This is a genomic window from Marmoricola sp. URHB0036 (genome assembly GCF_000426045.1).
Taxonomy (GTDB): Bacteria; Actinomycetota; Actinomycetes; order Propionibacteriales; family Nocardioidaceae; genus Marmoricola.
Window position 1 is genome coordinate 1 of record NZ_AUEP01000018.1, and the last position, 23,653, is coordinate 23,653.

The following is a 23,653-nucleotide window of genomic DNA, read 5'->3' on the forward strand; positions in this document are numbered from 1 at the left end:
TCCGGACATGCCGCACAGACGCTGCCTCCGGCGGACTCGTATCGTTCAGGCGTGGCGAAACACACCGGGGTGCTCTTGCGGTTTTCCGACGGCAGGAGGCAGTTCATCGACGACGCGCACGTGCATGGGTTCCGCGACGGTGACCTGCTGATCGCACTTGGACCTGCTGAGGCGGGTCTCCATGCTGTGGTGGCTCGAAGAGTTCCGGTCGCAGAGCTGGCCTTCGCTGACACCCGCAATGCCTATGACGACGACGGCGAGCCTGATACGCATACCCTCAACTGGTGAACCGTCTTATGGCGAGGACATCGCGATCAAGGTCTGGCTCGGACCGGCTCTGACATCGGATCAGCGGGTGGGTGGGGCCGGCCCTCGTGCCTCGGCCGTAACGTCCGCACATGCCGCGACGCGCTCGTGTCGAGATCGCACCCGTTCAGAGTCCAGGTGACGGCGTCGAGCGGCGAGGACGGCCAATCCGAGCCTGGAGACCGAACGATCAGGTGGGAGGAGCACAACTGTCACCTGCTGACAGCAGGGCTCCTCCTAGTGCGTCACCCCCCACGCGGGGCACTCCCGGACTGCAGACCACGTCTCAGTGATCGCGGAGTGGCGAGCGTCGGTCTGAGAACTGGCAGAGAACTGCACAGGCAAGCAGACTGGTGGCGGTGGGACCGGTGTGCCCCACTGGGGCTGGTGCGGCCGGGAGTGGCCGAGAACACACCGTGTCCACCCGCGCCCCGGTTGGCAGCGCGGCCCGATCTTTCCTAGGGTGACGAACCTAGTGCCCCCGCACCAGCTCGCCGACCCGGCGGGCTCGGGGGCAGCGCCGAGTCTGGAACAGGTGCCCTCGGGGGAGACATCTGTACCGGAGCCGGGGACCCAAGTTCCTTGGGGTGAATCCGGCGGACCTGCCACCGAACGTGGCGGATCTCGCTGGTAGGGCGTTCTTTGGGCCCGAACCCGTCAGCTCACCTGGTAGGCGTCTGAGACAAAGAGGAGACCGACCGCTCGTGTTTGACGGCCGGAAGCGCCACCATGCCCGCGCGGTTGCAGGAGTCACCGGAGTGCTCGCCACGATGAGTCTCGGATTCGTCATGAGCCCTGCTGCTGCAGCCCCCGACACCGCCCAGAAGCTCGACGCCGCACAGGCCCGCGTCGACAAGCTTTCCCACAAGGCCCAGACCGCCGACCAGCGTCATGACAAGGCGGCCGCGAAGCTCACCGAGACCCGCAAGCAGCTGCGCCAGACGGCCGCTGACATGCGGCGCCACCAGCGGCTGATCCAGGCCCTGCAGGCGCAGGTCGCGGCGACGGCTGTCGACGCCTACGCCGGCACCGCCGGGTCCACCGCCCCCGTCAGCACGTCGTCCCCCGCCCTCGACGCCCAGGTCAAGAAGGACTCGACGGCCCTGCTGTCCAACGTGGTCCTCGTCAGTCAGGACGCGGGCGCTACTGCCGACGCCCTGGCCCGGTCGAACGCCGAGCTCGGGCAGCTCGCCCAGCGCAAGGCGGCACTGCAGGGCAGGCTGGACCTGCTCGCCCGTGGCGAGGAGGCCACGCGCAGCATGGAGCGGGTGGCCGACACGCGTCAGGCCAAGGCCTCGGCCACGCTGGCCGACCTCCAGGCCAAGCGGATGGCCGAGCTCGGCGGTCCCGCCGTGGCCTACGCGAAGTCCAAGATCGGCAACGGCTACGTCTACGGTGCAGCCGGACCGAGCGTCTTCGACTGCTCGGGGCTGACCATGGCGGCGTGGAGCCAGGCCGGCGTGAGCCTGCCGCACAGCTCCTCGGCGCAGTACAGTTCAGGTCGGCACATCTCCGAGAGCGAGCTTCAGCCCGGTGACCTGGTCTTCTACTACAGCCCGATCAGTCACGTCGGCATGTACATCGGCAACGGGCAGATCGTGAATGCGCTCAACCCCGGCGCGGGAGTCGTCATCTCCGGACTCCACGACATGCCGTACGTCGGTGCTGTGCGCCCTGGGAACTGACGCTTCCCACAGAGCCGCTCGCCCCTTCCGGGCGAGCGGCTCTGTGCTGTCCGTGGTCCTCGCCGTCGTGCTGGCCGGGCTCACCGGGTGCGACCACGACGAGAGCATCACGCCACCCTCTGCCTCGAAGGACAGCACCGCCCAGCACGCCCAGGAGGCCCAGCAGACGCTCGAGCAGCTCGTCCGGGCGGTGACCTCCGGGTCGAGGGACGCCGCCGAGGCCACGGCGGCCAACGGCTCGCAGGACCTGCTCGGCTCGATCTACGACAATGCCGCCGCCCTGCACGTCGGTGACTTCTCGCTGCGCTACGTCGACGAGGCGGCGCCGCTCGACGACAGCGACCAGGCCGAGCTCGGTCCGGGTGCCTGGCGCGGCACCGTCCAGCTCACCTACCGCAACGACGGGTTCGACAGGGCGCCGGCGCGGCTCGAGACCGCGGCCACCTTCGTGCCGACCGGCGACCACGTGCGGATCGCGTCCTTCGGCGGCCCGGGGGAGCGGACCCCGTTGTGGCTGGTCGAGCCGCTCAGCGTCGTACGCACTCCGCGGACGCTGCTCGCCGTTGCCGGCACCTCGACCGGGCGCTACCCCGGCCTGGTGGCCGAGGCGGTGCGGCAGGTCACCCGCGTGCTCCCGGACTGGAAGGGCCGACTGCAGGTGGAGGTGCCGGAGTCGGAGGACGAGCTGGAGGCTGCCCTCGACGCCCAGCCCGGCGAGTACGACAACATCGCGGCCGTCACCACCACCGCGGACGGCTCGCTGGCCCCGGACGCGCCGGTGCGCGTGTTCGTGAACCCGCAGGTCTTCGACCGGCTCAAGCAGCGGGGCGCGCAGGTGGTGATGAGCCACGAGACCACCCACGTGGCGACCGACGCGCCGTTCGCCTCGATGCCGACCTGGCTGCTCGAGGGCTTTGCCGACTTCGTCGCCCTCGACCACGCCGGCGTGCCGGTCGACCGCGCCGCCGGGCAGATCCTGCCGCGCATCCGCAAGGAGGGCCTGCCCGACCGGCTGCCGACCAGCCAGGACCTCGACCCGACCGCGAACGGCCTGGGCGCCACCTACGAGGAGGCGTGGCTGGCCTGCCGCTTCCTGGCCCAGGAGTACGGCGAGGACTCGATGGTGCGCTTCTACCGCACCGTCAACGCCGGTGCCTCGACGCAGCAGGCCTTCCGGACCGTCCTGCACACCACCCAGCGTGACTTCGTGACGCGATGGCGCGCCGACCTTGCCCGCCTTGCCGGGGTGGCAGGGTAGTTGGCGTGACGCCACCCGCCCCCAGCCGCGCGTTGTGTCTGTGGTTGATGGGGGCCTCGGCGGTCGTGTTCGTGGTCCTGGCCGCCGTGTTCGTTCCGTGGTCGTGGGTGCCGGGTGGCCACGTCGTGCACGTGCGGGGGAGCGAGGTGTTCAGCGCCGAGCAGCTGCGTCGCGGCCAGACCTACGCCTCGATGCAGCGGCACCTCGGCTGGGCCTCGCTCGCGGTCTCGCTCGCCGTGGCGCTGGTGCTCGGTCTGACCCGGCTCGGTGCTCGGCTGGTGCGGCTGCTGCCCGGTCCCTGGTGGGTCAAGGCGCTGGCGGGGACGCTGCTGATCCTGCTGGTCGGGCAGCTCGCGACCCTGCCGTTCGACCTCGCGATCCGTGGGAACGCCCTCGTCTACGGCCTGACCCGTCAGTCGCTCGGTGGCTGGCTCAGGGACTCCGCGGTCTCACTGCTCGTCAGCTGGGTGTTCGCCGGCGGCACCGTGCTCGTCGTGATGGTCTCCGCCCGTCGGTCGCCCCGTCGCTGGCCGTTGTGGGCGGGTCTGGCCGGAGCCGTCCTGAGTGTCCTGGGCTCGTGGGTGTACCCGGTGGTCGTCGAGCCGTTGTTCAACCACTTCACACCGCTGCCGCACGGTGAGCTGCGGACGAGGATCCTTGCCCTGGCGGAGAAGGAGCACGTGCACGTCTCGGACGTGCTGGTCGCCGACGCGTCCCGTCGCACGACGACCCTGAATGCCTATGTCTCGGGATTCGGCAGCACCCGCCGCGTGGTGCTCTACGACAACCTCGTCGACGACGTGCCGCAGCGGGAGACGCTGGTGGTGGTGGCCCACGAGCTCGGGCACGCCCACCACGACGACGTCCTGCTCGGGACGGCCCTCGGCGCGACGGGCGTCGTCTTCGCCAGCGGGTTGCTGGGGCTGCTGTTCACGCGCCGCCGGTTGCTCGACCGGGCCGGCGTACCGGACCCGGGCCAGCCGGAGGTGGTGGCTCTGCTCCTGGCGCTGGTAGCGGTGGGGACGTTGCTGGCCAGCCCGATCCAGAACGTGATCAGCCGGGCGATCGAGGCGCGTGCCGACCGGGCCTCGTTGCAGGCGACGGGTGACTACTCGGGGTTCGAGAAGATGCAGGTGCAGCTCGCCACGCGTTCGCTCAGCGATCCCGATCCGCCCTGGCTCAGCCAGCTCTGGTTCGGGTCGCATCCCACCGCGCTGCAGCGGATCGGCATGGCACGTGCGATCGAGCAGGAGCACGCCCCTCGCTGAGAGGTTCGGGACGGGAGCTGGTCAGCAGGTGGCGCTGGCGCTGCCCTTGCTGGAGACGACGCCGCAGGTCTTGGAGAAGGAGCTCTTGATCATCCCGCCCATGACGAAGACGATGGCCACGATCAGCGCAGCGATCCCGGCCACGAGCATGCCGTACTCGACTGCGCTGGCGCCGGTCTCGTCGCGGCGACGGGTGATGGTGCGGATGTACTCGAGCATCGTGTTTCCCCTCTGGGAATGGTGACTCTCTGACCGGGTGAGCGCCCGGCCCCTGCCGGCTTGGGCGGGGCCGGGCGACCCGTGTCGGTAGCTCACCACCCCCCGGCAGTGCAGGCGCGTTGCTCATGCGCGCCCGCTGAGGAGCCACCTCCACACCTGCACTCCGTGGTAGTGCAGGAGATTCAGCTGGTGCTCGGCAGGGGGTCCGGTGCCTCGGGCCGCGAGGCGTTGTGTCCTTGCAGACCGGTGGCGAGATGCCCCTGGAGAGCGGAACCCGGAGAGACCCTGTCGGGTCTCTCCGGGTCGAGCCGAGAGGTCAGGAGCAGGTGGACGCGGCGGTACCGTTGCCCTTGATGGTCTTGCAGGTGCTGTCGAAGGAGTTCTTGATGACTCCACCGAACAGGAAGACGATGGCGACGATCAGCGCCGCGATGCCGGCGACGAGCAGGCCGTACTCAACGGCGGACGCGCCGTCTTCGGTACGACGGCTGGTGATGTTACGGATGAACTCGAGCATGGTGGGTTCCTTCCCTCGGGAACTCGGCGGGCGGTGCGATTGACGTGGAACCGACTTATTCGGTCCAACAGGTAGAAAGTATTCCAAAAGGGACAGATCGGTACATCATTCATCCGGTTTGATCCCAATGACCTTAATGGGTGGTTTTGGGAATAGTCCGAACGGGCTATGGCATCGCCAGCCGCTGCTGGCTTACGCCGCTATTCGGTGGGAGCGGCCGAGGAGATCAGGCCCAACCGCATGGCCATGACCAGGGCCTGGGCCCGGTTGGCCGCGCCGAGCTTGTCGTAGATGCGGCCGATGTGGCTCTTCGCGGTCGACTCGCTCAGGTAGAGCCGCGCGGCGATGGCGGTGACGCCCAGTCCCTCCGCGAGCAGGTCGAGCACCTGACGCTCGCGGTCCGAGAGCCGGGGGGCCCCTGAGCTCATCCGCCTCACCATGGCCTCGGCCAGGCCGGTGCACGTGAAGGTCAGCGGGGCGACGACGGCCTGGCGCGCGGCACTGATGACGCTCGAGGTGGGGGCGTCCTTGCCGACGAAGCCGGACGCACCGGCGTCCATGGCAGCGAACAGCTGCTCGTCGCCGGCGTACATGGTCAGCACGACGAGGCCGATCTGCCGGTTCTCCTTGCGCAGGGTCCGGACGATCTCGAGGCCCGACCCGTCGGGCAGGCGTACGTCGGTGACCACCACGTCCGGATGGAGCTCCTCGGCCAGTGCGATGCCCTCGGCCACCGAGCCAGCCTGGCCGGACACCTCGAACCCGTCGGCCTGGCTGAAGGCACCGGCCAGTCCCTGGCGGATCAGCTCGTGGTCGTCGATGAGCAGCACGCTGGTCATGGGCACCCGGGATGTCGGCTCCCGGCCTCCAGTCGCAGGCTAACGGGTTCGCTCCCGCGCAGGTGAGCCGACGCGCACCGTCACCTGCGTCCCCGGCCGATCGGTCGTGGGCTCGGTGACGACCAGCTCGGCCCCGATGGTGCGTGAGCGCTCCCGCATGATCTTCAGGCCCTGGGAGTCGCTGCGAGGCGTGTGGGCGTTGGTGCCGTCGTCGCGCACCTCGATCTCGGCGTACGGCGGCCGGATCGTGCAGCGCAGCCACAGGTTGGCCGCCCCGGAGTGCTTCCGGGCGTTGGCCATCGCCTCCTGGGCGATGCGCAGCAGCTCGTACTCCACGTCTGCGGGTAGCCGTGGACCCTGTTCGTCGAGGGTGACGTGCACGGCCATCGGGGAGGTGGTGCTGACGTGGTTGGCGTACGCCGAGAGGCTCTCGCCGAGGCCGGACCCGGCGGCGAGCTCGTGGCGCAGGTCGAAGATCGAGTGCCGCAGCTCGGTGACCACCCGGGTGACCTCGCTGCGCAGCTGTCCGATCCGGGCCTGCTGGTCGGGGTCCGACGTCCCGATCGCGAGGTTGTCGACCAGGTAGCCGAGGGAGGCGACGTCTTGGGCCACACCGTCGTGCACCTCGCGCGCGATCCGCTGGCGCTCCTCGCTGGTGGCGGTGTCGCGGACCCGCCCGAACAGCAGCGCGGCCTGGAGCTGCACGGCGTGCCGCCCGAGGTGGTTGCGCAGGGCGACGGCCGTCGTCGACTCGACCTCACCGAGCGTCTCGAGGACCAGCACCGCGATCATCTCGTCGTTCGCGAGGAGCGGGATGGCGACGCGGGACTCCCGCAGCACCATCGCCTCGTACTCCCAGCACTTCGCGGCCAGCGCGCCGGCCCAGGCCATCGCCCCCGGCAGCGTGCCGGCGGAGTACCGCAGGGGCGCCATGGTGCCGTTGTCGGACTGCACGAAGACCCCGGCGCTGCGCGTCGGCACCACCGTGTCGGCGTCTCCCATCACCTGTTCGGCAATGCCGACGGCGTCGAGGCCTCCGCTGAGCTTGCCCGAGAGCGCCTCCAGGCGGCGGATCAGCCCCACCGCGCTGCGGTAGCTGGCGTCGGCGTCGGTGGTGCTCATGGCCCGTCGGAGGGCGACCCCCATCAGGCCGATCCCCACGGCGCAGGAGAGCCACGTGAACCCGCCAGCGGCGAACTGACGGTCCCAGCCCTGGATCACGATGGCGGAGGTGGCCACCAGCACCACGAACTCGGCGGCGATGACCCGCAGCATGCCCACGCGGCCGAGGTCGACCGCGGCGATCAGCACCGGGATCACCAGGTAGGGGGTGACGGTTGCCTGGTCGGGCCGGGCCAGCACTGCCAGCGCCGCGATCACGCCGCCCTCGAAGAGTGCGACGGTGTGCTCCGGCACCCGCCCGACCATCGCCACCGCCTGGGCGATGGCCGCGGTCAGGACGACCAGCAGGGCACCGTCGAAGTACCGCGGGCCAGCCACCGCGGCGAGCGAGGTGAGGGCGGCAACGGTGAACACACGGGCCGCGAGAGCGACCCGACCGACATCGGTCACTTGGAAAGTGTGCCCGAGAAGTTCTCCATGATGTGGATACCCGCCGGACCGAGCACGGCGATGAAGAGCGTGGGCAGGATGCAGAAGATCAGCGGGACCAGGATCTTGACCGGCACCTTCTGGGCGGCTTCCTCCGCCCACTGGCGGCGCTTGACCCGGATCTCGGAGGACTGCACACGCAGCACCTGGCCGACCGGGATGCCGAACGCGTCGGCCTGCACCATGGCGCTCACGAACGACCGGAGGTCGGGCAGGTTGGCGCGATCACCCATCGACCGCAGGGCCTCCGAGCGTCCGCGACCGATCTGCATCTCCTGCAGCATCCGGGCGAACTCCTCGGACAGCGGTCCTTCGGTGTTGCGCGCCACCTGGGCACAGGCCGCGTCGAACCCGAGGCCGGACTCGACCGAGATGGTGAGCAGGTCGATCGCGTCCGGCAGGGCACGTTGCAACGTGTCCATCCGGTTGTACGTCGCCTGGTAGAGGTACAGGTTCGGTGCCATGTAGCCGACGAGCGAGGCGATCACCACGAAGCCCAGCGTGGGGAGGAAGCCCAGGCCCATCAGCAGGGCCAGCACCAGCGACACGACGAGCGCGATCGCGAAGCCCACGACCTTCCCGGCCATCACCCGCTCGACGGTCCAGCCGGCCGGGTTGCCCGCCATCTCCAGCTTCTCGCGGATGCGCTCGCTGGCGTCCTCGGGGGTGAGCCGCCGACCCATCTGCTGGCTGCGCGCCAGCAGGGGGAAGAGCACCCGGTCGCTGAAGCTCTGGTCGAGCTCGCCCTTCATCTCGGCGGGCGCGCTGGTGAGTGCCTCGAGGACCGCGATGGAGCGGTTCACACCGGGCTGCTCCTTGAAGATGCCGCCCACGGCGCCGAAGACGAGGAGCAGGGCGACGAAGATCAGCGCGAACGCAACGATCACCACCGGGCTCATCAGACATCCACCTTCGCGAGCTTGGACATCCAGAAGATGCCGACGGACAACAGGGCCCCCATGACGATCAGCAGGATCCAGCCGATCGGAGTCGTGTACATCACGCGCACGTAGTCGGGCCTGGTGACGGCCAGGTAGACCATGAAGGCGGGCGGCAGGCCGCCGAGGATGTAGCAGGAGAGGCGGCCTTCGGCCGACAGCGCACGGACGTGACGGCGCAGGAACTCGCGCTCACGCAGGGTGGCGGCCACGGTGAGCAGGAGCTCAGCCAGGTTGCCGCCCACCTCGCGCTGGATGCGGATGGCCATCACGACCCAGCCGAAGTCACGACTCTGCATCCGCTCGGCGACGCCCTCCATCGAGTCCTCGAGGGTGACCCCGAGGCGGGTCTCCACGACGACGCGGCGGAACTCGCTGGCGATGGGGTCGACACCCTCGCGCACGATCGTGTCGATCGACTGCGCCAGCGACAGTCCGGCCGAGAGGCTGCCCGACATCAGCTGCAGCGTGTCGGGCAAGGCCGTGGCGAAGGCCTTCAGCCGTTTGGCGGCCTTGACCCGGAGGTAGATCGGGGGCGCGACCAGCACAGCGACCACGAGCAGGATGCCCAGGACGAGGTTGCCGGCGCCGATCAGGATCCCGAGGAGACCGCCGGCCACGCCGATTCCGGCCCGGAACAGCAGCCACTCGGCCGGTCGCAGGTCAACACCGGCGGATTCCAGGGCGGCAGCGAGTTTCGCCTCGTAGTTCTTGTTGTTGGCCAGCGCCTTCTCGGCGGCCTGACGGGCCTGACCGGCGAGGGGAGTAGGACCGGCGTCGTCGCGGCGCGGCCCGGCCTGGCCCGGGACCGACATCACGCCGTAGGCCTGGATCTGCTCGGACAGGGTGAGGTTCTGGGCGGGCTTGTTGCCCCCGATCGCCAGGACGCCGACGAGACCGAGCAGGCCGACGCCGATGGCGCCGACGGCTCCGAGGACGACGTTGCGCGAGACGGTGAGCGGACCGGCCTTGACCGGCTGTGGAGCCGCCGCTGCCGCCTGCTCGGCGGCGATGTCGGCAGCGGTGCGCACCGGGACGTACGCCGACGCGGTGTACGCCTGGCTGTCCGTCGGCACCGTCACGTCGACGTTGGAGCTGGTCTCCCGGAAGCTCGTGGGGACCTGGGCTGTCACCACGATCTGACGAGCGAGGGCTGCGGCCTCGCTGGCGAAGGCGGTCGAGAGGGCGGCGGGGTCTGCGGTGGTGAAGACCTTGCCCTTGCCGGCGCTCGCCATCGCCTCGAGGGGCTGGTTGGCGTCGCCCTGCTGGAGGGAGACCACGTCGACGCCGACGCCGGACGCCTTGATCGCGTCGAGCACGTCGGTGAGGTTGGTCGCGGTGGTGTCCTCTCCGTCGGACAGGACCAGGATCTTGCGCTGGCCGGAGTCCGCGCCCCCGGGACCGGCGGCCTTGATGGCGCCGAGCACCCCGTCGTACAGCGCCGTGTGCAGGGTGAGGGTCAGCTCCCCGATGGCCCGGGTCGCCGCTGCCCGGTCCAGCGTCGGGGCGACCAACGTCTTGACGGAGTCGTCGAAGCTGACGACACCCACCTTCACGTTGTCGGGGACGCTGGCGAGGTAGGCCAGTGCGGCCTTCTTGGCCTCCGCGATGCGGGGGCCCTTCATGCTGTTGCTGGTGTCGATGGCCAGGATCGAGGTGCGTTCCACGTTCGTCGTCGAGGCCGCGACGGCCTCGGAGCCGACGGTGGTGCCGTCGATCTCGACCCCGACCTTGTCGTAGTCGACCGGGTCGGTGCCGGGCACCGACACGAGCAGCCGCACGGCGCCCTTGGTCGGCTGGGCGTGGTCGATCACCGCGGTGTCGTCGGCCGCCGATGCGGGCGACGACGCGAGCAGCGCGAAGGAGACCAGGCCCAGGAACAGGGCCAGGACGGTCGCGGTGACGCGGTGGACGGTGCGAGTCATCGGAAGTCCATGGCGGTGGCGAACAACCGCGGGTCGACGACGACGTTGTTGTGCTGCATCTTCTCCAGGAACTTCGGTCGCAGACCGGTGGCCTTGAGGCTGCCGAGCGAGCGCCCCTCGGAGTCGAAGCCGGCGGAGTTGTCGAACAGGAAGATGTCCTGAAGCGTGATGACATCGCCCTCCATCCGCTCGACCTCGGTGACGTGCGTGATCCGGCGAGTGCCGTCCTTGAGGCGCGCCTGGTGCACGATCAGGTCCACGGCCGAGGAGACCTGTTCGCGGATGGCCCGGACCGGCAGCTCCATGCCCGCCATCAGCACCAGAGTCTCGAGGCGCGAGAGGGTGTCGCGAGGACCGTTCGAGTGCACCGTGCAGATCGAGCCGTCGTGGCCGGTGTTCATCGCCTGGAGCATGTCCAGGGCCGAGGCGTCACGGACCTCACCGACGACGATGCGGTCCGGGCGCATACGCAACGCGTTGCGGACGAGGTCGCGGATGGTCACCGCGCCCTTGCCCTCGATGTTGGACGGACGCGACTCGAGCCGGACGACGTGGTCCTGCTTGAGCTGGAGCTCGGCAGCGTCCTCGATGGTGACGATGCGCTCGTCGGAGGGGATGAACGACGAGAGCACGTTGAGGGTGGTGGTCTTACCGGCACCGGTACCGCCGGAGACGACCACGTTGAGGCGACCGCGCACACAGGCGTCGAGGAAGTCGGCGGTGCGCTCGCTGAGCGAGCCGAACTGGATCAGGTCGTTGACCGTCAGGGGGTCGGCGGCGAACTTGCGGATGGTCAGCGTGCTGCCGTCGATCGCCAGGGGCGGTACGACGGCGTTGACACGGCTGCCATCGGGGAGGCGGGCGTCCACCATGGGGGAGGCCTCGTCCACGCGACGACCGATGCGGGAGACGATCTTGTCGATCGTGCGCCGCAGGTGCGCCTCGTCCTTGAACTTGCCGTCGACCTTGACCAGCTTGCCCTTGCGCTCCAGCCAGATGCTGAACGGTCCGTTGACCATGACCTCGGCGACGTCGGTGTCGCGCAGGTAGGGCTCGAGGGGTCCGTAGCCGAGGATGTCGTCGGCGATGTCCTGGGTGATGCGTTCCCGGTCGACGCGGGTCAGCGGCCGGTTGGTGGCGGCGAGCACGTCGGCGAGCACGACCCGGACCTTGGTGGCGAGCTCCTCGGCATCGAGGTTGGCGTCGTACAGCTGCGGGCCGAGCTGCTGGAGCAGCTCGGTGTGCACGCTCTCCTTGAGGTCCTCGAACCGGTCCTTGGCGGCGTCGTTCCGGGTGGCCGTCGTCGCGGCGGCGCGGGACTGGTGGCTGGAGGCGCCGACGGCCTTGCCGAGGCCCGACGGGCCGGAGGTCGAGCCAGTGCCCTGGGAGCTGGCGGGGGGCAGCTGGCCGGCGCCGGAGTGGCTGCCCTGGACGGACGAGGGGGTGCGCGCCGGTGCGGCGTCCGGTGTCGCCGGGGCGTCCGTGGGTACGTCGGCACGCCGCTTGGGGGCCGGCGACTGGCCGTCCTCCGGGGACTCGGCCTCCGTGGCCGGACCTGTCGTCCGGTTCAGGGCCGCCAGGCGCTCGCTGAGACTGCTCATCGCGTTGCTCTCTTCCCGCTACTTCTTGCGACCGAACAGACCACGCTTGGCCGGCTCGGCCGGCTTCGCGTGTGCGGACTCACCGGCCAGGCGCATGGCCAGGCCGATGATCGCCTTGGACACCGGGTGGTCCGGCTTGGACAGGACGATGGGCTGCCCGTGGTTGGTGGCGCTGGCGACCGCGGGGGAGCTCGGCAGCGCGACCGCCACCTTGATCCCGAGGATGTCCTCCACGTTGCCCTGGTTGAGGCCGACCTCCTCGTCGGCCCGGTTCAGCACGAGGTGCCGGTTGCCGGGGACCAGGTTGAGCAGGTCGAGGGTCTCGATGGCGACCTTGGTGTTCTTGATGGTCGGCACGTCGAGGGTGGCGACGATGATGCACTCGTCGGTCTCGTCGAAGGCGCCCAGCACCTGGTCGTCGAAGCCGGGAGGCGTGTCGATCACCACGTAGTCGAAGTGACGACGCAGCGTCTGCACCACGCGTCGGGCCAGTGAGGCCGTGATCAGGTCACGACCCTCGGGGTGCGTCGGTGCCGCGAGGATGGTCAGGCCGCTCTCGTGGCGGGTGAGCAGCTTCTGCAGCAACGAGAAGTCCATGTCGTCCTCGGACACCGCTGCCTCGGTGATGGTGTGCTCGGGGATCAGCTGCATCGTGATCGCGACGTCGCCGAAGGCGAGGTCGAGGTCGACGACGCACACCTCGACGCCGGTGCGCGCCAGGGCGACGCTGAGGTTGACCGCCATGGTGGTCTTGCCGACACCGCCCTTGGGCGAGAACACCATGAACACCTGGCCCTGTCGCTCACCCTCGACCACGCCGGTCGGGCCGTGGATGGCCTCCCAGGTGCTGCGAGCGCGGGTGACGGCGGTGCCGAGGGCCGCGTGGTCGTCGGCCGCCACCACGGCACCGATGCCCGCCTGCATGGCCTGGGCGTAGACCTGGGGTTCGAGCTCGAGCCGAGTGAGCACGATCGAGGTCCCGGGGTGGCCGGTGCGGACTCGTTCAGCGAGTCCGACGGCGGCCGTCATCTCGAGCGTGGGTCCGATCACGAGCGCGTACTCACCGCGCCCGTTGAGCCAGCCCTCCACCTCGTCAGCACGAGCGACGACCTGGGCTCCACCGGGAAGTGCCGAGGTGAGCACTCCAGCGGTGGTGGAGTCGGGTTCCACGAGGATGGGCATGGGGGTCCTTCCGGGTTGTGCGCGGGGTCAGCGGAAGAGGTTCAGGTCGGTGGCGCCCTGGGAGGGAGCCACCACGGAGTCGTCGTTGAGCAGGCCGAAGGCGAGCTCGCCGAGCTTCTGGGCCAGCAGCACCCGCTCGGCGTCCTGCTGCGAGACGGCCAGGGTGAGCAGGGTCTTGGGCAGCTGCTCGGTGCTCTGTGCGCCACTCGCGTCGGTCGTCGTCGTGGTGGTGACGGTGGTCGTGCCGGCACCGATCACCGTGACGCTGGGCAGGAGCAGCCGGGCGCCCTTCTCGGTGGTCAGGAAGATGGCCACCTTGTCGCCCGGGTTCACGAAGCCGGCGACGCGGGACGGGTCGGAGAGGTTGATCGAGATCGCGATCTTGCCCTTGGGGATGGCCAGGCCGTTGGCGGTGTTGGTTGCTCCGAACTTCGAGGAGACCAGCTGCTCGCCGGGGTAGATGGCGGTCGTGGCGACCTTCCCGGCGATGGGCTGGGTGCCGGTCAGGGCGTCGGGCAGCAGGTCCTTCTTGGAGACCGAGCCGGACTCGATCTTGCCGGCCGACTGGGCCGCCTCGACGGTCTCACCGGCAGCGATGGGCTTGACCACGCGGAGCACCTGAACGGCGTCGTACCGCTGGTCGGCGCGAGTGTCCGCCCCGCGTACGTAGAGGAACACCAGCAAGGTGCCCACTGCGGCGATGACGGCAGCGACGAGAAGCAGAGCTTTCCTGCGATCCATGAACGGAGCCTTTTCTAGTCCGTGGAGCGCGGATTCTGCATCGCGGCTCCCGTTGGCACCGTGAGACAACTCGACTTTCACGGCATGAGACAGATTGCCCCACTAGAGTCCGTTTTGTACGTGAAATTCGAGACTGGTACACAAATTGGGGAAATTGGGACTCAACGGATGTAAAGGGCGTCCACGTCGTCGCGGTGTTCACGCATCACGACGCCCCTCTTCAGCTTGAGGCTGGGGGTCAGCTGACCGCCCTCCTCGGTCCACGCCGCAGGCACGATCGCGAACCGGCGGATGGACTCCGCCTTCGAGACCGCCTTGTTGGCCTCCTCGACCGCGGACTCGATCTCGGCCCGCAGGTCGGGGTCGTCGACGAGGGCGTGGATGTCACCGGACTTGCCGTGCTGCTCGACCCACGTCGGCAGGGTCTCGACGTCGATGGTGACCAGGGCGCCGATGAACGGCTGGCCGTCACCGACCACGATGCACTGGTCGACGAGGTGGTGCGCCCGCAGGCGGTCCTCGAGTACGGCGGGGGCGACGTTCTTGCCGCCGGCCGTCACCAGGATCTCCTTCTTCCGCCCGGTGATCCGCACGAAGCCCTCGTCGTCGATCTCGCCGACGTCGCCGGTGTGGAACCAGCCCTGGGCGTCCTTGGCCTCGGCCGTCGCCTCGTCGTTGTGCCAGTAGCCCGCGAACACCTGACCACCACGGAAGAGCAGCTCGCCGTCGTCGGCCACGCGCACGCTGGTGCCCTGGAGGGGGCGCCCGACCGTGCCGATCTTCTGGGCGTCGGGCAGGTTGGCGGTCAGGGCGGCCGTGGTCTCGGTCAGGCCGTAGCCCTCGAGCACGTTGACCCCGATGCCCCGGTAGAAGTGGCCGAGCCGGTCACCGAGCGGGGCACCCCCGGACACGGCGTACTCGCACTGGCCGCCGAGCGCGGCCCGCAGCTTGGCGTAGACGAGCCGGTCGAACACACGGTGCTGGGCCCGGACAGCGAGGCCCGTGCGGCCGCTCTCCTGGCCGCGCGACCAGGCGATCGCGACGTCGGCGGCCCGGTCGAAGATCTTGCCGCGCCCGTCGGCGACGGCGCGCTGGGAGGCGGTGTTGAAGACCTTCTCGAAGACCCGTGGCACGGCGAGGATGAACGTCGGCCGGAAGGCCGCGAAGTCGTCGAGCAGGTTCTTGATGTCGGCCGAGTGACCCATCCGCACCCGGGCCTTGACGCAGCCCACCTGGATGATGCGGGCGAAGATGTGGGCGAGAGGCAGGAACAGCAGCGTGGAGGCGCCCTCGCCCTGCTCGCCGGACGGGGCGAACAGCGGGTCGAGCTCATCGATCGCGACGGTGAGCTCGAACATGAAGTTGCCATGGGTGAGCATGCAGCCCTTGGGGCGCCCGGTCGTGCCCGAGGTGTAGATCAAGGTGGCGAGGTCACCCGGTCCGGTCGCCGTACGACGCTCCTCCAGCTGCTCGTCGCTGACGTCGTGCCCGAGGGTCATCAGCACGCCGATGCCGTTGCCGTCGATCGACCAGACGTGGTGCAGCTCAGGGAGGTCGTCGCGGGCCTCCTTGACCCGTGACCCGTGCTCGGCGGTCTCCACGAACGCCGCCCGTGCGCCCGAGTCCTCGAGGATCCACGCCACCTGGGCCGAGCTCGAGGTCTCGTAGACCGGCACGGTGGCGGCGCCGGCGAACCAGATCGCGTAGTCGAGCAGCGTCCATTCGTAGCGGGTGCGCGAGATCAGGGCGACCCGGTCACCGGCCTCGACGCCAGCGGCGATCAGGCCCTTGGCCACGGCCCGGACCTCCTCGAGGAACTCGCCGGCAGTGACGTCCGCCCATGCGCTGCCGGCCCGTCGCGAGAACACCACGACGTCGGCGTACTCGGTGCCGTTGGTGACGACGTCGTCGGTCAGGTTGCCCGTCGTCGGGACGCTGACCTGCAAAGCGGTGGAGTACTCGCGCACGCTGTACCTCTGTAGGTGTGGTGAGAGCCTGAACTGCACCTGCACGGTACTCGTCGGCGCCCCTTCCCGCCGCCCGCGGGAGGGTGAGGCGGACAGGTGGGCTTGCACTACCCTTGGGCTGCCCAGCAGCCCCGACGTCAGGACTTCACCAGATGGCCGAGCAGACCACGTCCAGCATCGTCATCGACGCCCCTGCGGCCGAGGTGATGGCCGTGATCGCCGACTTCCCTGCCTACCCCGAGTGGGCCCAGGGGATGAAGAAGGCCGAGGTCGTCGAGGAGGGCGCGGGCGGTCGCGCGGACAGGGTGCACTTCGAGCTCGAGGCCGCGCCGATCAAGGACTCCTACACGCTGGCCTACGACTGGAAGGGTGACTCCTCGGTCACCTGGGTGCTGACCGAGGGGAAGATGCTCAAGGCGATGGAGGGGGCCTACGTCCTCGAGCCGTCGGGGTCCGGGACCGAGGTCACCTACCGACTGGCCGTCGACCTGAGCATCCCGATGATCGGCCTGCTGCGCCGCAAGGCCGAGAAGGTCATCATCGACACCGCTCTGAAGGGCCTGAAGAAGCGCGTCGAGTCGCTGCGCTGACGCGCGCAGGAGCTGGCTGATCCGTGAGCGTTCGCATCATCCTGTTCACCGGCAAGGGCGGGGTCGGGAAGACCACCAGTGCGGCCGGTACGGCCGCACTCGCCGCCCGGGCCGGCCAGCGCACCCTCGTCCTCTCCACCGACGCCGCGCACTCGCTCGGTGACGCGTTCGGCCGGCAGGTGGGCCGCGAGCCGGTCGAGGTGGCCACGAACCTGTGGGTGCACCAGGTCGACGCCCAGCGTCGCTTCGAGCGGTCCTGGGGTGAGATCCAGGGCTACCTGATGTCGGTCCTCGACGCCGCCGGGGTCGATCCGATCACCGCCGAGGAGCTCACCGTCATCCCCGGTGCCGAGGAGGTGCTGGCGCTCCTGGAGCTGCGCAACCACGTGGTCAGCGGAGACTGGGACGTCGTCATCGTCGACTGCGCCCCCACCGCCGAGACACTGCGGTTGCTGGCCCTGCCCGAGGCCCTCGGGTGGTACATGACGCGCGTGTTCGGGGTCCAGCGTCGCGTGGTGCGGGCACTGCGGCCGATGCTCAGCCGCGCGGCCGGGGTGCCGATGCCGGAGGACGCGGTGTTCGACGCCGTCGAGCGGCTGCACGCCGACCTCGAGCAGGTCCAGCAGATCCTGACCGAGAAGGACGCCACCGTCCGGCTGGTGCTCACCCCCGAGACCGTGGTCGTGGCGGAGGCGCGGCGCTCGCTGACCACCCTCTCGCTCTACGGCTACCGCGTCGACGGCGTGATCGCCAACCGGGTCTTTCCCGAAGGTGGCGGCGACGAGTGGCGTGCCGGCTGGGTGGCGGCGCAGCAGGCGGTGCTGGCCGAGGTGCGGCAGTCGTTCGCCGACCTGCCGATCTGGCTCTCCGGCTACCGGGCCGACGAGCCGATGGGAGTCGACGCACTGGCCGGCTTCGCCGAGGCGGCGTACGGCGGGGACGACTCGCTCGCGATCCCGGAGAGCGGCGAGGGACCGCTCACGATCACCCGCACCAGCACCGGCGCCGTCCTGCGCATCGCGCTGCCCTTCGCCCAGCGACAAGACGTCGACCTGGCCCGCCACGGCGACGAGCTGGTCGTGACGGTCGGCTCCTACCGTCGCCTGCTCTCGCTCCCCGCCGCCCTCAGCCGGCACACCGTGTCGGCCGCGCGCGTCGAGGACGGCGCGCTGCAGGTACGGTTCCGGTTCGAGCAGGAGGAGCAGCCGTGAGCGACACCGAGGGACCCACCGAGGGGCATCAGCCACCGCCCGGATCCGGTGAGGGACCCCAGGGGAGCGGGGGAGAGCACGAGCCCGTCGGCTCCGTGGGCGAGGAGGCCGCGAAGCTCCTGGGGGCGCTGTCGGAGTGGGCGCGCGACCAGGGCACCGACTACGCCGGGAGCGCGGCCGGTGCCGCGAGCACGTTCGCGCACGCCGTCCGCGACGTGAACGAGCACATCGCCACCGACAGCGAGGACTGCCGCTACTGCCCGGTCTGCCAGGTGATCCACGTCGTACGCTCGACCAGCCCGGAGGTGCGCGAGCACCTCTCGGTGGCGGCCAGCTCGCTGATGCACGCGGCCGCCGGCCTGCTCGCCACCCATACCAGCCCGTCCTCCTCCCCGCCGGTGCAGAAGATCGACCTCGACGACGGAGACGACGGGGGCAGCTGGGACGAGGAACCGTGAGCTACACGGTCGGCGTCGACGTCGGCGGCACCAAGATCGCGGCCGGGCTCGTCGACGAGCACGGCCAGGTGATCGCGCGGGAACGCACCCAGTCGCCGGCCACCGACCCGAAGCAGATCGTGCGCACGATCGGTGAGCTGGTGCGCACCCTCACCGACTCCCAGCCCGTCGAGGCGGTGGGGGTCTCCGCCGCGGGCTTCGTCGACAAGGCGCGCGCGATGGTGGTCTTCGCCCCCAACCTCGCCTGGCGAGACGAGCCGTTGAAGCGCTTCCTGGAGGAGGAGCTGGAGCTCCCGGTCATCGTCGAGAACGACGCCAACGCGGCTGCCTGGGCCGAGTTCACGTTCGGTGCCGGCGAGGACGTCGAGGACCTGCTGATGCTGACGGTCGGCACCGGCGTCGGCGGCGGAGTGGTGATCGACGGCGAGCTGGTGCGCGGCGGCTTCGGCATGGGTGGCGAGGTCGGCCACATCACGATGGTGCCCGGCGGTGTCGTCTGCGGCTGCGGCAACCTCGGCTGCCTGGAGTCCTACGGCTCGGGACGGGCCCTGGTGCGCGTCTCCCGCGAGCTCGCGGTCACCGACCCCGAGTCAGCCAAGGGCCTGCTCGCGCGGGCGGGGGGCGACCCGAGCAAGATCACGGGGCCACTGGTCACGGCGGCCGCCCAGGACGGCGACCCGTTCGCTGTCGCGCGCCTGGCGGAGCTCGGCGACTGGCTCGGCCAGGGGGTGGCCACGCTCACCGCCGTGCTGGATCCCAACGTGGTGGTGATCGGGGGCGGCGTCGGCGAGGCGGGAGCCCTGCTGCTCGACCCGCTCCGGGAGAGCTTCGAGCGGCACGTCACCGCCCGCGGGCACCGGCCGATGCTCGAGATACGCCAGGCCAGGCTCGGCAATGCGGGCGGCCTGATCGGGGTCGCCGACCTGGCGAGACACCGGTGAGCTCGGAGCCCGCCTCGTGATCCCGTCGATCGGGGTCGACATCGGTGGCACCAAGGTGCTCGCCGCCGTCGTCGACAGCACCGGCCGGGTGCTGGACACCGAGGCGACCGCCACGCCGGGCACCGGCACAGGGCCGGAGGGCGCCACCGCGGCCGAGGTCGAGGATGCCCTGGTCGACGTCACCAGCCGGCTGCTCGCCGTCTACGGCCGCTGCCCGGTCGGCGTCGCGGCGGCCGGGTTCGTCGATCGGGACGCACAGCGGGTGCGCTTCGCCCCCCACCTGCCGTGGCGTGACGAGCACCTGTCGAAGCAGCTCACCACGCGGCTCGCCGGCCGGATCCAGGGCGACGTCCTCGTCGACAACGACGCCACGGCGGCGCTCTGGGCCGAGGGGCGGTTCGGCGCGGCACGGGGGATGCGCGACGCCGTCATGATCACGCTCGGCACCGGGATCGGGGGCGGCCTGATGGTGCACGGTTCGCTGCACCGCGGCGCCAACGGCATGGCGGGCGAGTTCGGGCACATGCAGGTGGTCCCCGACGGACGCGCGTGCCAGTGCGGGCGCCGGGGGTGCTGGGAGCAGTACTGCTCGGGTCGAGCGCTGGCCCGGGCCGCCGAGGAGGAGGGCTCCGACCTCTCCGGTCCGGCCCTCACGACGGCGGCCTACGAGGGTGACCTGGTCGCGACCGCGGCGTACGAGCAGGTGGCCTACTGGCTCGGCGTCGGTGCGGCCAACCTCACCGCGGCCTTCGACCCGGAGATCATCGTCGTCGGCGGTGGCGTCTCGGCGGCCGGTGAGCTGCTCCTCGAGCCTGCGCGGGCCGCCCTGGCAGACAGCCTGGTGGGCGCCGGCTTCCGCGACCTGCCCCAGCTGGTCCGCGCCGAGCTGGGTCCGCTCGCCGGCGTGGTGGGTGTCGCCGACCTCGCCCGGACCGCCGGTCGGATCAGGCGCGTCGGTAGGTGGGGGAGAGCTCCATCGCGAGTTGTTCGAGGAAGAGCCCGACGTCGGTGACGATGCCGCGGGCCTGCGAGGACCCCCGGTCGGCCAGCTTGGTGACGGTGGCCGGGTTGATGTCGACGCAGACGAGCGGCACCGAGGCCGGCAGGATGTTCCCGGTCGCGACCGAGTGGAGCATGGTGGCCACCATCAGGCAGAAGCCGACGTCAGCCAGCTTGGCTCGCATCGCGCGCTGGCCGTCGATGACGTCGGTGTAGACGTCCGGCAGGGGTCCGTCGTCGCGCACCGAGCCCACCAGCACGAACTCCTTGTCGTGGGTGACGAGCGAGTGCATGATCCCGCTGCTCAGCACGCCCTGCTCCACCGCGGCGCCGATCGACCCCGCCTTGCGGATGGTGTTGATGGCGCGGATGTGGTGCTCGTGACCGTGCTTGACCCCGCGGCCCTCTGCCAGGTCGATGCCCAGCGAGGTGCCGTAGAGCGAGGACTCGATGTCGTGGGTGGCCAGGGCGTTGCCGGCGAAGAGGACGTCGACGTACCCCGCCTCGATGAGGGCCACCATCGCCGGCGCCGCACCGGTGTGCACGACGCCCGGACCGCCGACCCACAGCACCTTCTTGCCGGCCTCCTTGGCCTCGCGCATCCCCTCGGCCACCTGGCGCACCAGCACCGCCTGCGGCTTCTCGCTGGACACGTCGGACTCCATGAAGCCGAAGTCGCCGTCGCTCGTCTCCGTCACCGGCACCGTCACCTTGATGCCGTCGGCGCCGCACAGGACCTTCATGCCCTTCTCGACGTCCGCCATCGGCAGGGTGCGTACGACGATCCCGGGGCCCTCGCCCTCCACGATGAGGCCGCAGTCCATCTCGGGGTGCTGTACGTCGATCCAGCGGCCCTCGAGTCGCACCTGCGTCTCGAGGTTGGTGCTGGAGTAGAAGCCGTCGGGGAAGACGCCGTCGAGCTCGGCCACACTGACCTCGGCCTCGCCGGGATCGACCTGGTTGACCCCGTGGATCTGCAGGCGCATCAGGATCCGCTGGAGGATGTCCTCGTGGTCGGCGGACACGCTGATGCGGCAGTACGACGGGTCGTCGGAGCCGTGCCCGATGTCGAACTGCTCGACCCGGTAGTCGCCGCCGTACTCGCCGATGTCGTTGAGCACCTTGGACAGGGATGCCGTGTCGATCAGGTGGCCCCGGATCTCGACGATCTCGCTGTAGCTCACGCGTAGTCCTCCCAGCTGGATCCCGGCGCGGGCCTAGAGGACCGCCCCGTCGTCGTAGTCGTCGCCGGCTCCCGGACGCATGGAGGCGACCAGGTAGACGAACCCGCCGACGAACCAGACCATGAGTATCAGACCCAGCCAGTTCGGCAGGTTCACCTGGGCCATCAGCGCGACCAGCACGACCGACGGCACGCCGAACAGGCCCAGCCAGGCCAGCAACCGGCGCGGCTCGGGCCGGGGGAGCGGCGGTGGAGCGGGAGGCACGTAGTGCTCCTCGACCTCGACCGGCTCGGGCGGCTCCGGCTCCTCCTCGGGGAACGCGCCGCGGGGCGAACCCGGGATCTCGATCTCGGGCTCGTCGGTGATCTCGGGGCGGTCGCCGTAGTTGTCGATGATCGAGCGCCAGGCCGCCTCGTCGGCGGAGACGCCGCCGGAGAGGTCGTCCTGACCGCCCGGGGTCTCGTCGTCGGGGTCGCGGGGCGTGCTCACGGCTCGGCCTGGCCCCCGGTCGCGCCCGAGGTCAGGCCGGCCACCCGCTCGACGAACGCCACCGAGCCGTCGAAGATCTGCTGCGCGTCGTTGTCGAGCGTCGCGACGTGGTAGCTGTTCTCGAGCATCTCCTCGCGGACGTCGGTCGAGGAGACGGCGCCGCGGATGGCGCGGCTGCTGGAGGGGTCCACCACGTGGTCCTCGGTCGAGCGGAGCAGCAGGATCGGGCAGGTGACGCGGCCGAGCTCGGAGACCAGCACCTTGTAGGCCCGGAACATGGAGTCGGCGGCCCGGAGCGGCGTCTTGGTGTAGCCGTGCTCCTCGACTCCCGGCTTCTTGATGTCGTTGGCGATCCCGGGCATGGCCGGGATGACGTGCTTGAGGACGGGCAGCAGCTTGACGTCCTTGCGGTCGCTCCCGACCGCCGGGTTGACCAGCACCAGGCCGGCGACGCGGTCGGGGTGGTTGGCGGCCAGCCGGAGGGCCAGCCCGCCACCCATGGAGAGTCCGCAGACGACCACGGTGTCCACCTGGTTGGCCAGTGCCTCGAACGCACGCTCGACCTCGCCGTACCAGTCGGCCCACGTCGTCTTGTTCATCTCCTGCCAGGTCGTCCCGTGCCCGGGGAGTCGCGGCACCGACACGGCGTACCCCTGGGCGGCGAGGTGCTCGGCCCAGGGCTTCATCGAGGCCGGGGAGCCGGTGAACCCGTGGCTGAGCAGGATGCCGACCCGGCCGCGGGGGGAGGTGGCATCCCCGTCGGCGACGAACGGCTCGGCGAGAGGATGCACGGACACGGATGGTCTCCTGGCGGGCTGTGACGGGGGGCGCGGCAATCGTGTCACGCGTTCCTGAGCGGGGCCAGTGGGATCGTGGCCGGAGGGTCGAGCGAAGTTCGGGTACGGCCACTAAGGTTCGTCCGTGAGGGCGCGAGCAGCATGAAGGGGAGGTGTGCCGAGTGTTCTACTGGTTCTTGAAGTGGATCGCCATCGGTCCGCTCCTGCGAGTGGTCTTCCGCCCGCGGGTCTCGGGTTCGGAGAACATCCCGGACGAGGGTCCGGCCATCCTGGCCAGCAACCACCTCTCCTACGCCGACTGGCTGTTCATGCCGCTCACGCTCGCGCGCCGGGTCACGTTCGTGGCCAAGGCGGAGTACTTCAACTCCCCGGGCATCAAGGGCTGGTTCCAGAAGCGCTTCTTCTCCGGGGCCGGCCAGGTGCCCATCGACCGTTCCGGTGCGTCGGCCGCCGAGGGTGCGATGACCGCGGCCAAGCGGGTGCTCGATGAGGGTGAGCTGTTCGGCATCTACCCCGAGGGCACCCGATCGCACGACGGCCGTCTCTACCGCGGCAAGACCGGCGTCGCCCGACTCGCGCTCGAGACCGGCGTCCCGGTGGTCCCCGTCGCCGTCGTGGGCACCGACGTGGTCGCGCCACCCGGAAAGCGGTTCGGCAGCTTCACCCGGCCGATGGTCCGCTTCGGCAAGCCGCTCGACTTCTCGCGCTACGAGGGCCTGGAGAACGACCGCTACATCCTGCGGTCGATCACCGACGAGATCATGTACGAGATCATGCGGCTCTCCGGCCAGGAGTACGTCGACCAGTACGCCTCCGTGGCCAAGGAGGAGCAGAAGAAGGCCGACCAGAAGAAGGCGGACCCGAAGTCCGAGAAGGTCGCCGGGACCGGCGAGAGCACGTCCGGCCCGGACGCGAAGGCCTCCTGAC

Annotated in this window: 23 protein-coding genes and 1 riboswitch; of the genes, 10 read left to right on the forward strand and 13 right to left on the reverse strand. The window is 70.2% G+C overall.

What is annotated here, in order from left to right; genetic code table 11:
* The 4 genes from H976_RS30150 to H976_RS0118820 all read left to right on the forward strand — a co-directional run.
* Positions 1 to 288: hypothetical protein (locus H976_RS30150; RefSeq protein WP_231388929.1), on the forward strand; the 288-nt coding region annotated here is incomplete at its 5' end.
* 526 nt (positions 289 to 814) lie between these two features.
* A riboswitch (cyclic di-AMP (ydaO/yuaA leader) is annotated at positions 815 to 997 on the forward strand.
* Positions 998 to 1,094: 97 nt separating this feature from the next.
* On the forward strand, positions 1,095 to 1,991 hold the full coding sequence (locus H976_RS29065; protein ID WP_231388990.1) for a C40 family peptidase: 897 nt from the start codon (positions 1,095 to 1,097) through the stop codon (positions 1,989 to 1,991).
* Between the two features lie 43 nt (positions 1,992 to 2,034).
* Positions 2,035 to 3,249: a hypothetical protein gene (locus H976_RS29070; RefSeq protein ID WP_051277050.1), complete on the forward strand. Its 1,215-nt coding sequence runs from the start codon at positions 2,035 to 2,037 to the stop codon at positions 3,247 to 3,249.
* A gap of 5 nt (positions 3,250 to 3,254) precedes the next feature.
* On the forward strand, positions 3,255 to 4,517 hold the full coding sequence (locus H976_RS0118820) for a M48 family metallopeptidase (RefSeq protein ID WP_231388991.1): 1,263 nt from the start codon (positions 3,255 to 3,257) through the stop codon (positions 4,515 to 4,517).
* 21 nt (positions 4,518 to 4,538) lie between these two features.
* Here H976_RS0118820 and H976_RS0118825 read toward each other — a convergent pair whose 3' ends face one another.
* From H976_RS0118825 to H976_RS0118870, 10 genes are all read right to left on the reverse strand, one after another.
* The gene (locus H976_RS0118825) at positions 4,539 to 4,736 is read right to left on the reverse strand and encodes a Flp family type IVb pilin (protein WP_027862805.1); all 198 of its coding nucleotides are present in this window, start codon (positions 4,734 to 4,736) and stop codon (positions 4,539 to 4,541) included.
* 316 nt (positions 4,737 to 5,052) lie between these two features.
* Complete coding sequence (locus H976_RS0118830; RefSeq protein WP_027862806.1) at positions 5,053 to 5,253, reverse strand: Flp family type IVb pilin; 201 nt, start codon at positions 5,251 to 5,253, stop codon at positions 5,053 to 5,055.
* A 200-nt stretch (positions 5,254 to 5,453) separates the two neighbouring features.
* Entirely contained in the window at positions 5,454 to 6,092 is a 639-nt protein-coding gene (locus H976_RS0118835) for a response regulator (RefSeq protein WP_051277054.1), read from the reverse strand.
* Between the two features lie 39 nt (positions 6,093 to 6,131).
* Positions 6,132 to 7,664, reverse strand: coding sequence for a sensor histidine kinase (locus tag H976_RS27280; protein WP_051277055.1), 1,533 nt, complete (start codon positions 7,662 to 7,664; stop codon positions 6,132 to 6,134).
* Positions 7,661 to 8,602 (reverse strand): type II secretion system F family protein, encoded by a 942-nt coding sequence (locus H976_RS0118845; RefSeq protein WP_027862808.1) that lies wholly within the window; start codon positions 8,600 to 8,602, stop codon positions 7,661 to 7,663. The genes H976_RS27280 and H976_RS0118845 overlap by 4 nt, the downstream gene beginning before the upstream one ends.
* Positions 8,602 to 10,566, reverse strand: coding sequence for a type II secretion system F family protein (locus H976_RS29075; RefSeq protein WP_051277057.1), 1,965 nt, complete (start codon positions 10,564 to 10,566; stop codon positions 8,602 to 8,604). The genes H976_RS0118845 and H976_RS29075 overlap by 1 nt, the downstream gene beginning before the upstream one ends.
* The gene (locus H976_RS27290) at positions 10,563 to 12,167 is read right to left on the reverse strand and encodes a CpaF family protein (protein ID WP_081683031.1); all 1,605 of its coding nucleotides are present in this window, start codon (positions 12,165 to 12,167) and stop codon (positions 10,563 to 10,565) included. Before H976_RS27290 ends, H976_RS29075 begins: the two co-directional genes overlap by 4 nt.
* 18 nt (positions 12,168 to 12,185) lie before the next feature.
* Positions 12,186 to 13,349, reverse strand: a complete 1,164-nt coding sequence (locus tag H976_RS27295; protein ID WP_051277059.1) for a P-loop NTPase — start codon at positions 13,347 to 13,349, stop codon at positions 12,186 to 12,188.
* A 27-nt stretch (positions 13,350 to 13,376) separates the two neighbouring features.
* Positions 13,377 to 14,090, reverse strand: a complete 714-nt coding sequence (cpaB, locus tag H976_RS0118865) for a Flp pilus assembly protein CpaB (RefSeq protein WP_081683032.1) — start codon at positions 14,088 to 14,090, stop codon at positions 13,377 to 13,379.
* 161 nt (positions 14,091 to 14,251) lie between these two features.
* Positions 14,252 to 16,057: a long-chain fatty acid--CoA ligase gene (locus H976_RS0118870; protein WP_027862810.1), complete on the reverse strand. Its 1,806-nt coding sequence runs from the start codon at positions 16,055 to 16,057 to the stop codon at positions 14,252 to 14,254.
* 152 nt (positions 16,058 to 16,209) lie between these two features.
* On the opposite strand from H976_RS0118870, the gene H976_RS0118875 reads away from it, so the two are divergent.
* From H976_RS0118875 to H976_RS27300, 5 genes are read left to right on the forward strand one after another with little or no spacing between them, the layout of a single operon-like run.
* A complete protein-coding gene (locus H976_RS0118875) occupies positions 16,210 to 16,647 on the forward strand; it encodes an SRPBCC family protein (RefSeq protein WP_027862811.1) in 438 nt (145 codons plus the stop codon).
* Positions 16,648 to 16,670: 23 nt separating this feature from the next.
* The gene (locus H976_RS0118880; protein WP_027862812.1) at positions 16,671 to 17,858 is read left to right on the forward strand and encodes an ArsA family ATPase; all 1,188 of its coding nucleotides are present in this window, start codon (positions 16,671 to 16,673) and stop codon (positions 17,856 to 17,858) included.
* The gene (locus H976_RS0118885; RefSeq protein ID WP_027862813.1) at positions 17,855 to 18,316 is read left to right on the forward strand and encodes a hypothetical protein; all 462 of its coding nucleotides are present in this window, start codon (positions 17,855 to 17,857) and stop codon (positions 18,314 to 18,316) included. Before H976_RS0118880 ends, H976_RS0118885 begins: the two co-directional genes overlap by 4 nt.
* A complete protein-coding gene (locus H976_RS0118890; protein WP_027862814.1) occupies positions 18,313 to 19,257 on the forward strand; it encodes an ROK family glucokinase in 945 nt (314 codons plus the stop codon). Before H976_RS0118885 ends, H976_RS0118890 begins: the two co-directional genes overlap by 4 nt.
* A 16-nt stretch (positions 19,258 to 19,273) precedes the next feature.
* On the forward strand, positions 19,274 to 20,269 hold the full coding sequence (locus tag H976_RS27300) for an ROK family protein (protein ID WP_051277061.1): 996 nt from the start codon (positions 19,274 to 19,276) through the stop codon (positions 20,267 to 20,269).
* Here H976_RS27300 and H976_RS0118900 read toward each other — a convergent pair.
* Genes H976_RS0118900 through H976_RS0118910 form a run of 3 tightly spaced genes read right to left on the reverse strand, consistent with a single transcriptional unit; the run spans position 20,202 to position 22,726 of the window.
* Positions 20,202 to 21,440, reverse strand: a complete 1,239-nt coding sequence (locus H976_RS0118900; RefSeq protein ID WP_027862815.1) for a TIGR00300 family protein — start codon at positions 21,438 to 21,440, stop codon at positions 20,202 to 20,204. The two genes, H976_RS27300 and H976_RS0118900, sit on opposite strands and share 68 nt — an antisense overlap.
* 33 nt (positions 21,441 to 21,473) lie before the next feature.
* Positions 21,474 to 21,929, reverse strand: coding sequence for a hypothetical protein (locus tag H976_RS29080; RefSeq protein WP_051277063.1), 456 nt, complete (start codon positions 21,927 to 21,929; stop codon positions 21,474 to 21,476).
* On the reverse strand, positions 21,926 to 22,726 hold the full coding sequence (locus tag H976_RS0118910; RefSeq protein WP_027862816.1) for a carboxylesterase: 801 nt from the start codon (positions 22,724 to 22,726) through the stop codon (positions 21,926 to 21,928). The genes H976_RS29080 and H976_RS0118910 overlap by 4 nt, the downstream gene beginning before the upstream one ends.
* Before the next feature lie 161 nt (positions 22,727 to 22,887).
* On the opposite strand from H976_RS0118910, the gene H976_RS27310 reads away from it, so the two are divergent.
* Complete coding sequence (locus H976_RS27310; protein WP_036227417.1) at positions 22,888 to 23,652, forward strand: 1-acyl-sn-glycerol-3-phosphate acyltransferase; 765 nt, start codon at positions 22,888 to 22,890, stop codon at positions 23,650 to 23,652.
* Position 23,653 lies beyond the last annotated feature (1 nt).

Coding starts and splice junctions, on each gene's coding strand:
- H976_RS29065 (WP_231388990.1), top strand. CDS start 1,095: ATGAGCCCTGCTGCTGCAGCCCCCGACACCGCCCAGAAGCTCGACGCC.
- H976_RS0118825 (WP_027862805.1), bottom strand. CDS start 4,736: ATGCTCGAGTACATCCGCACCATCACCCGTCGCCGCGACGAGACCGGC.
- H976_RS0118830 (WP_027862806.1), bottom strand. CDS start 5,253: ATGCTCGAGTTCATCCGTAACATCACCAGCCGTCGTACCGAAGACGGC.
- H976_RS0118835 (WP_051277054.1), bottom strand. CDS start 6,092: ATGACCAGCGTGCTGCTCATCGACGACCACGAGCTGATCCGCCAGGGA.
- H976_RS0118845 (WP_027862808.1), bottom strand. CDS start 8,602: ATGAGCCCGGTGGTGATCGTTGCGTTCGCGCTGATCTTCGTCGCCCTG.
- H976_RS29075 (WP_051277057.1), bottom strand. CDS start 10,566: ATGACTCGCACCGTCCACCGCGTCACCGCGACCGTCCTGGCCCTGTTC.
- H976_RS27290 (WP_081683031.1), bottom strand. CDS start 12,167: ATGAGCAGTCTCAGCGAGCGCCTGGCGGCCCTGAACCGGACGACAGGT.
- H976_RS27295 (WP_051277059.1), bottom strand. CDS start 13,349: ATGCCCATCCTCGTGGAACCCGACTCCACCACCGCTGGAGTGCTCACC.
- cpaB (WP_081683032.1), bottom strand. CDS start 14,090: ATGGATCGCAGGAAAGCTCTGCTTCTCGTCGCTGCCGTCATCGCCGCA.
- H976_RS0118875 (WP_027862811.1), top strand. CDS start 16,210: ATGGCCGAGCAGACCACGTCCAGCATCGTCATCGACGCCCCTGCGGCC.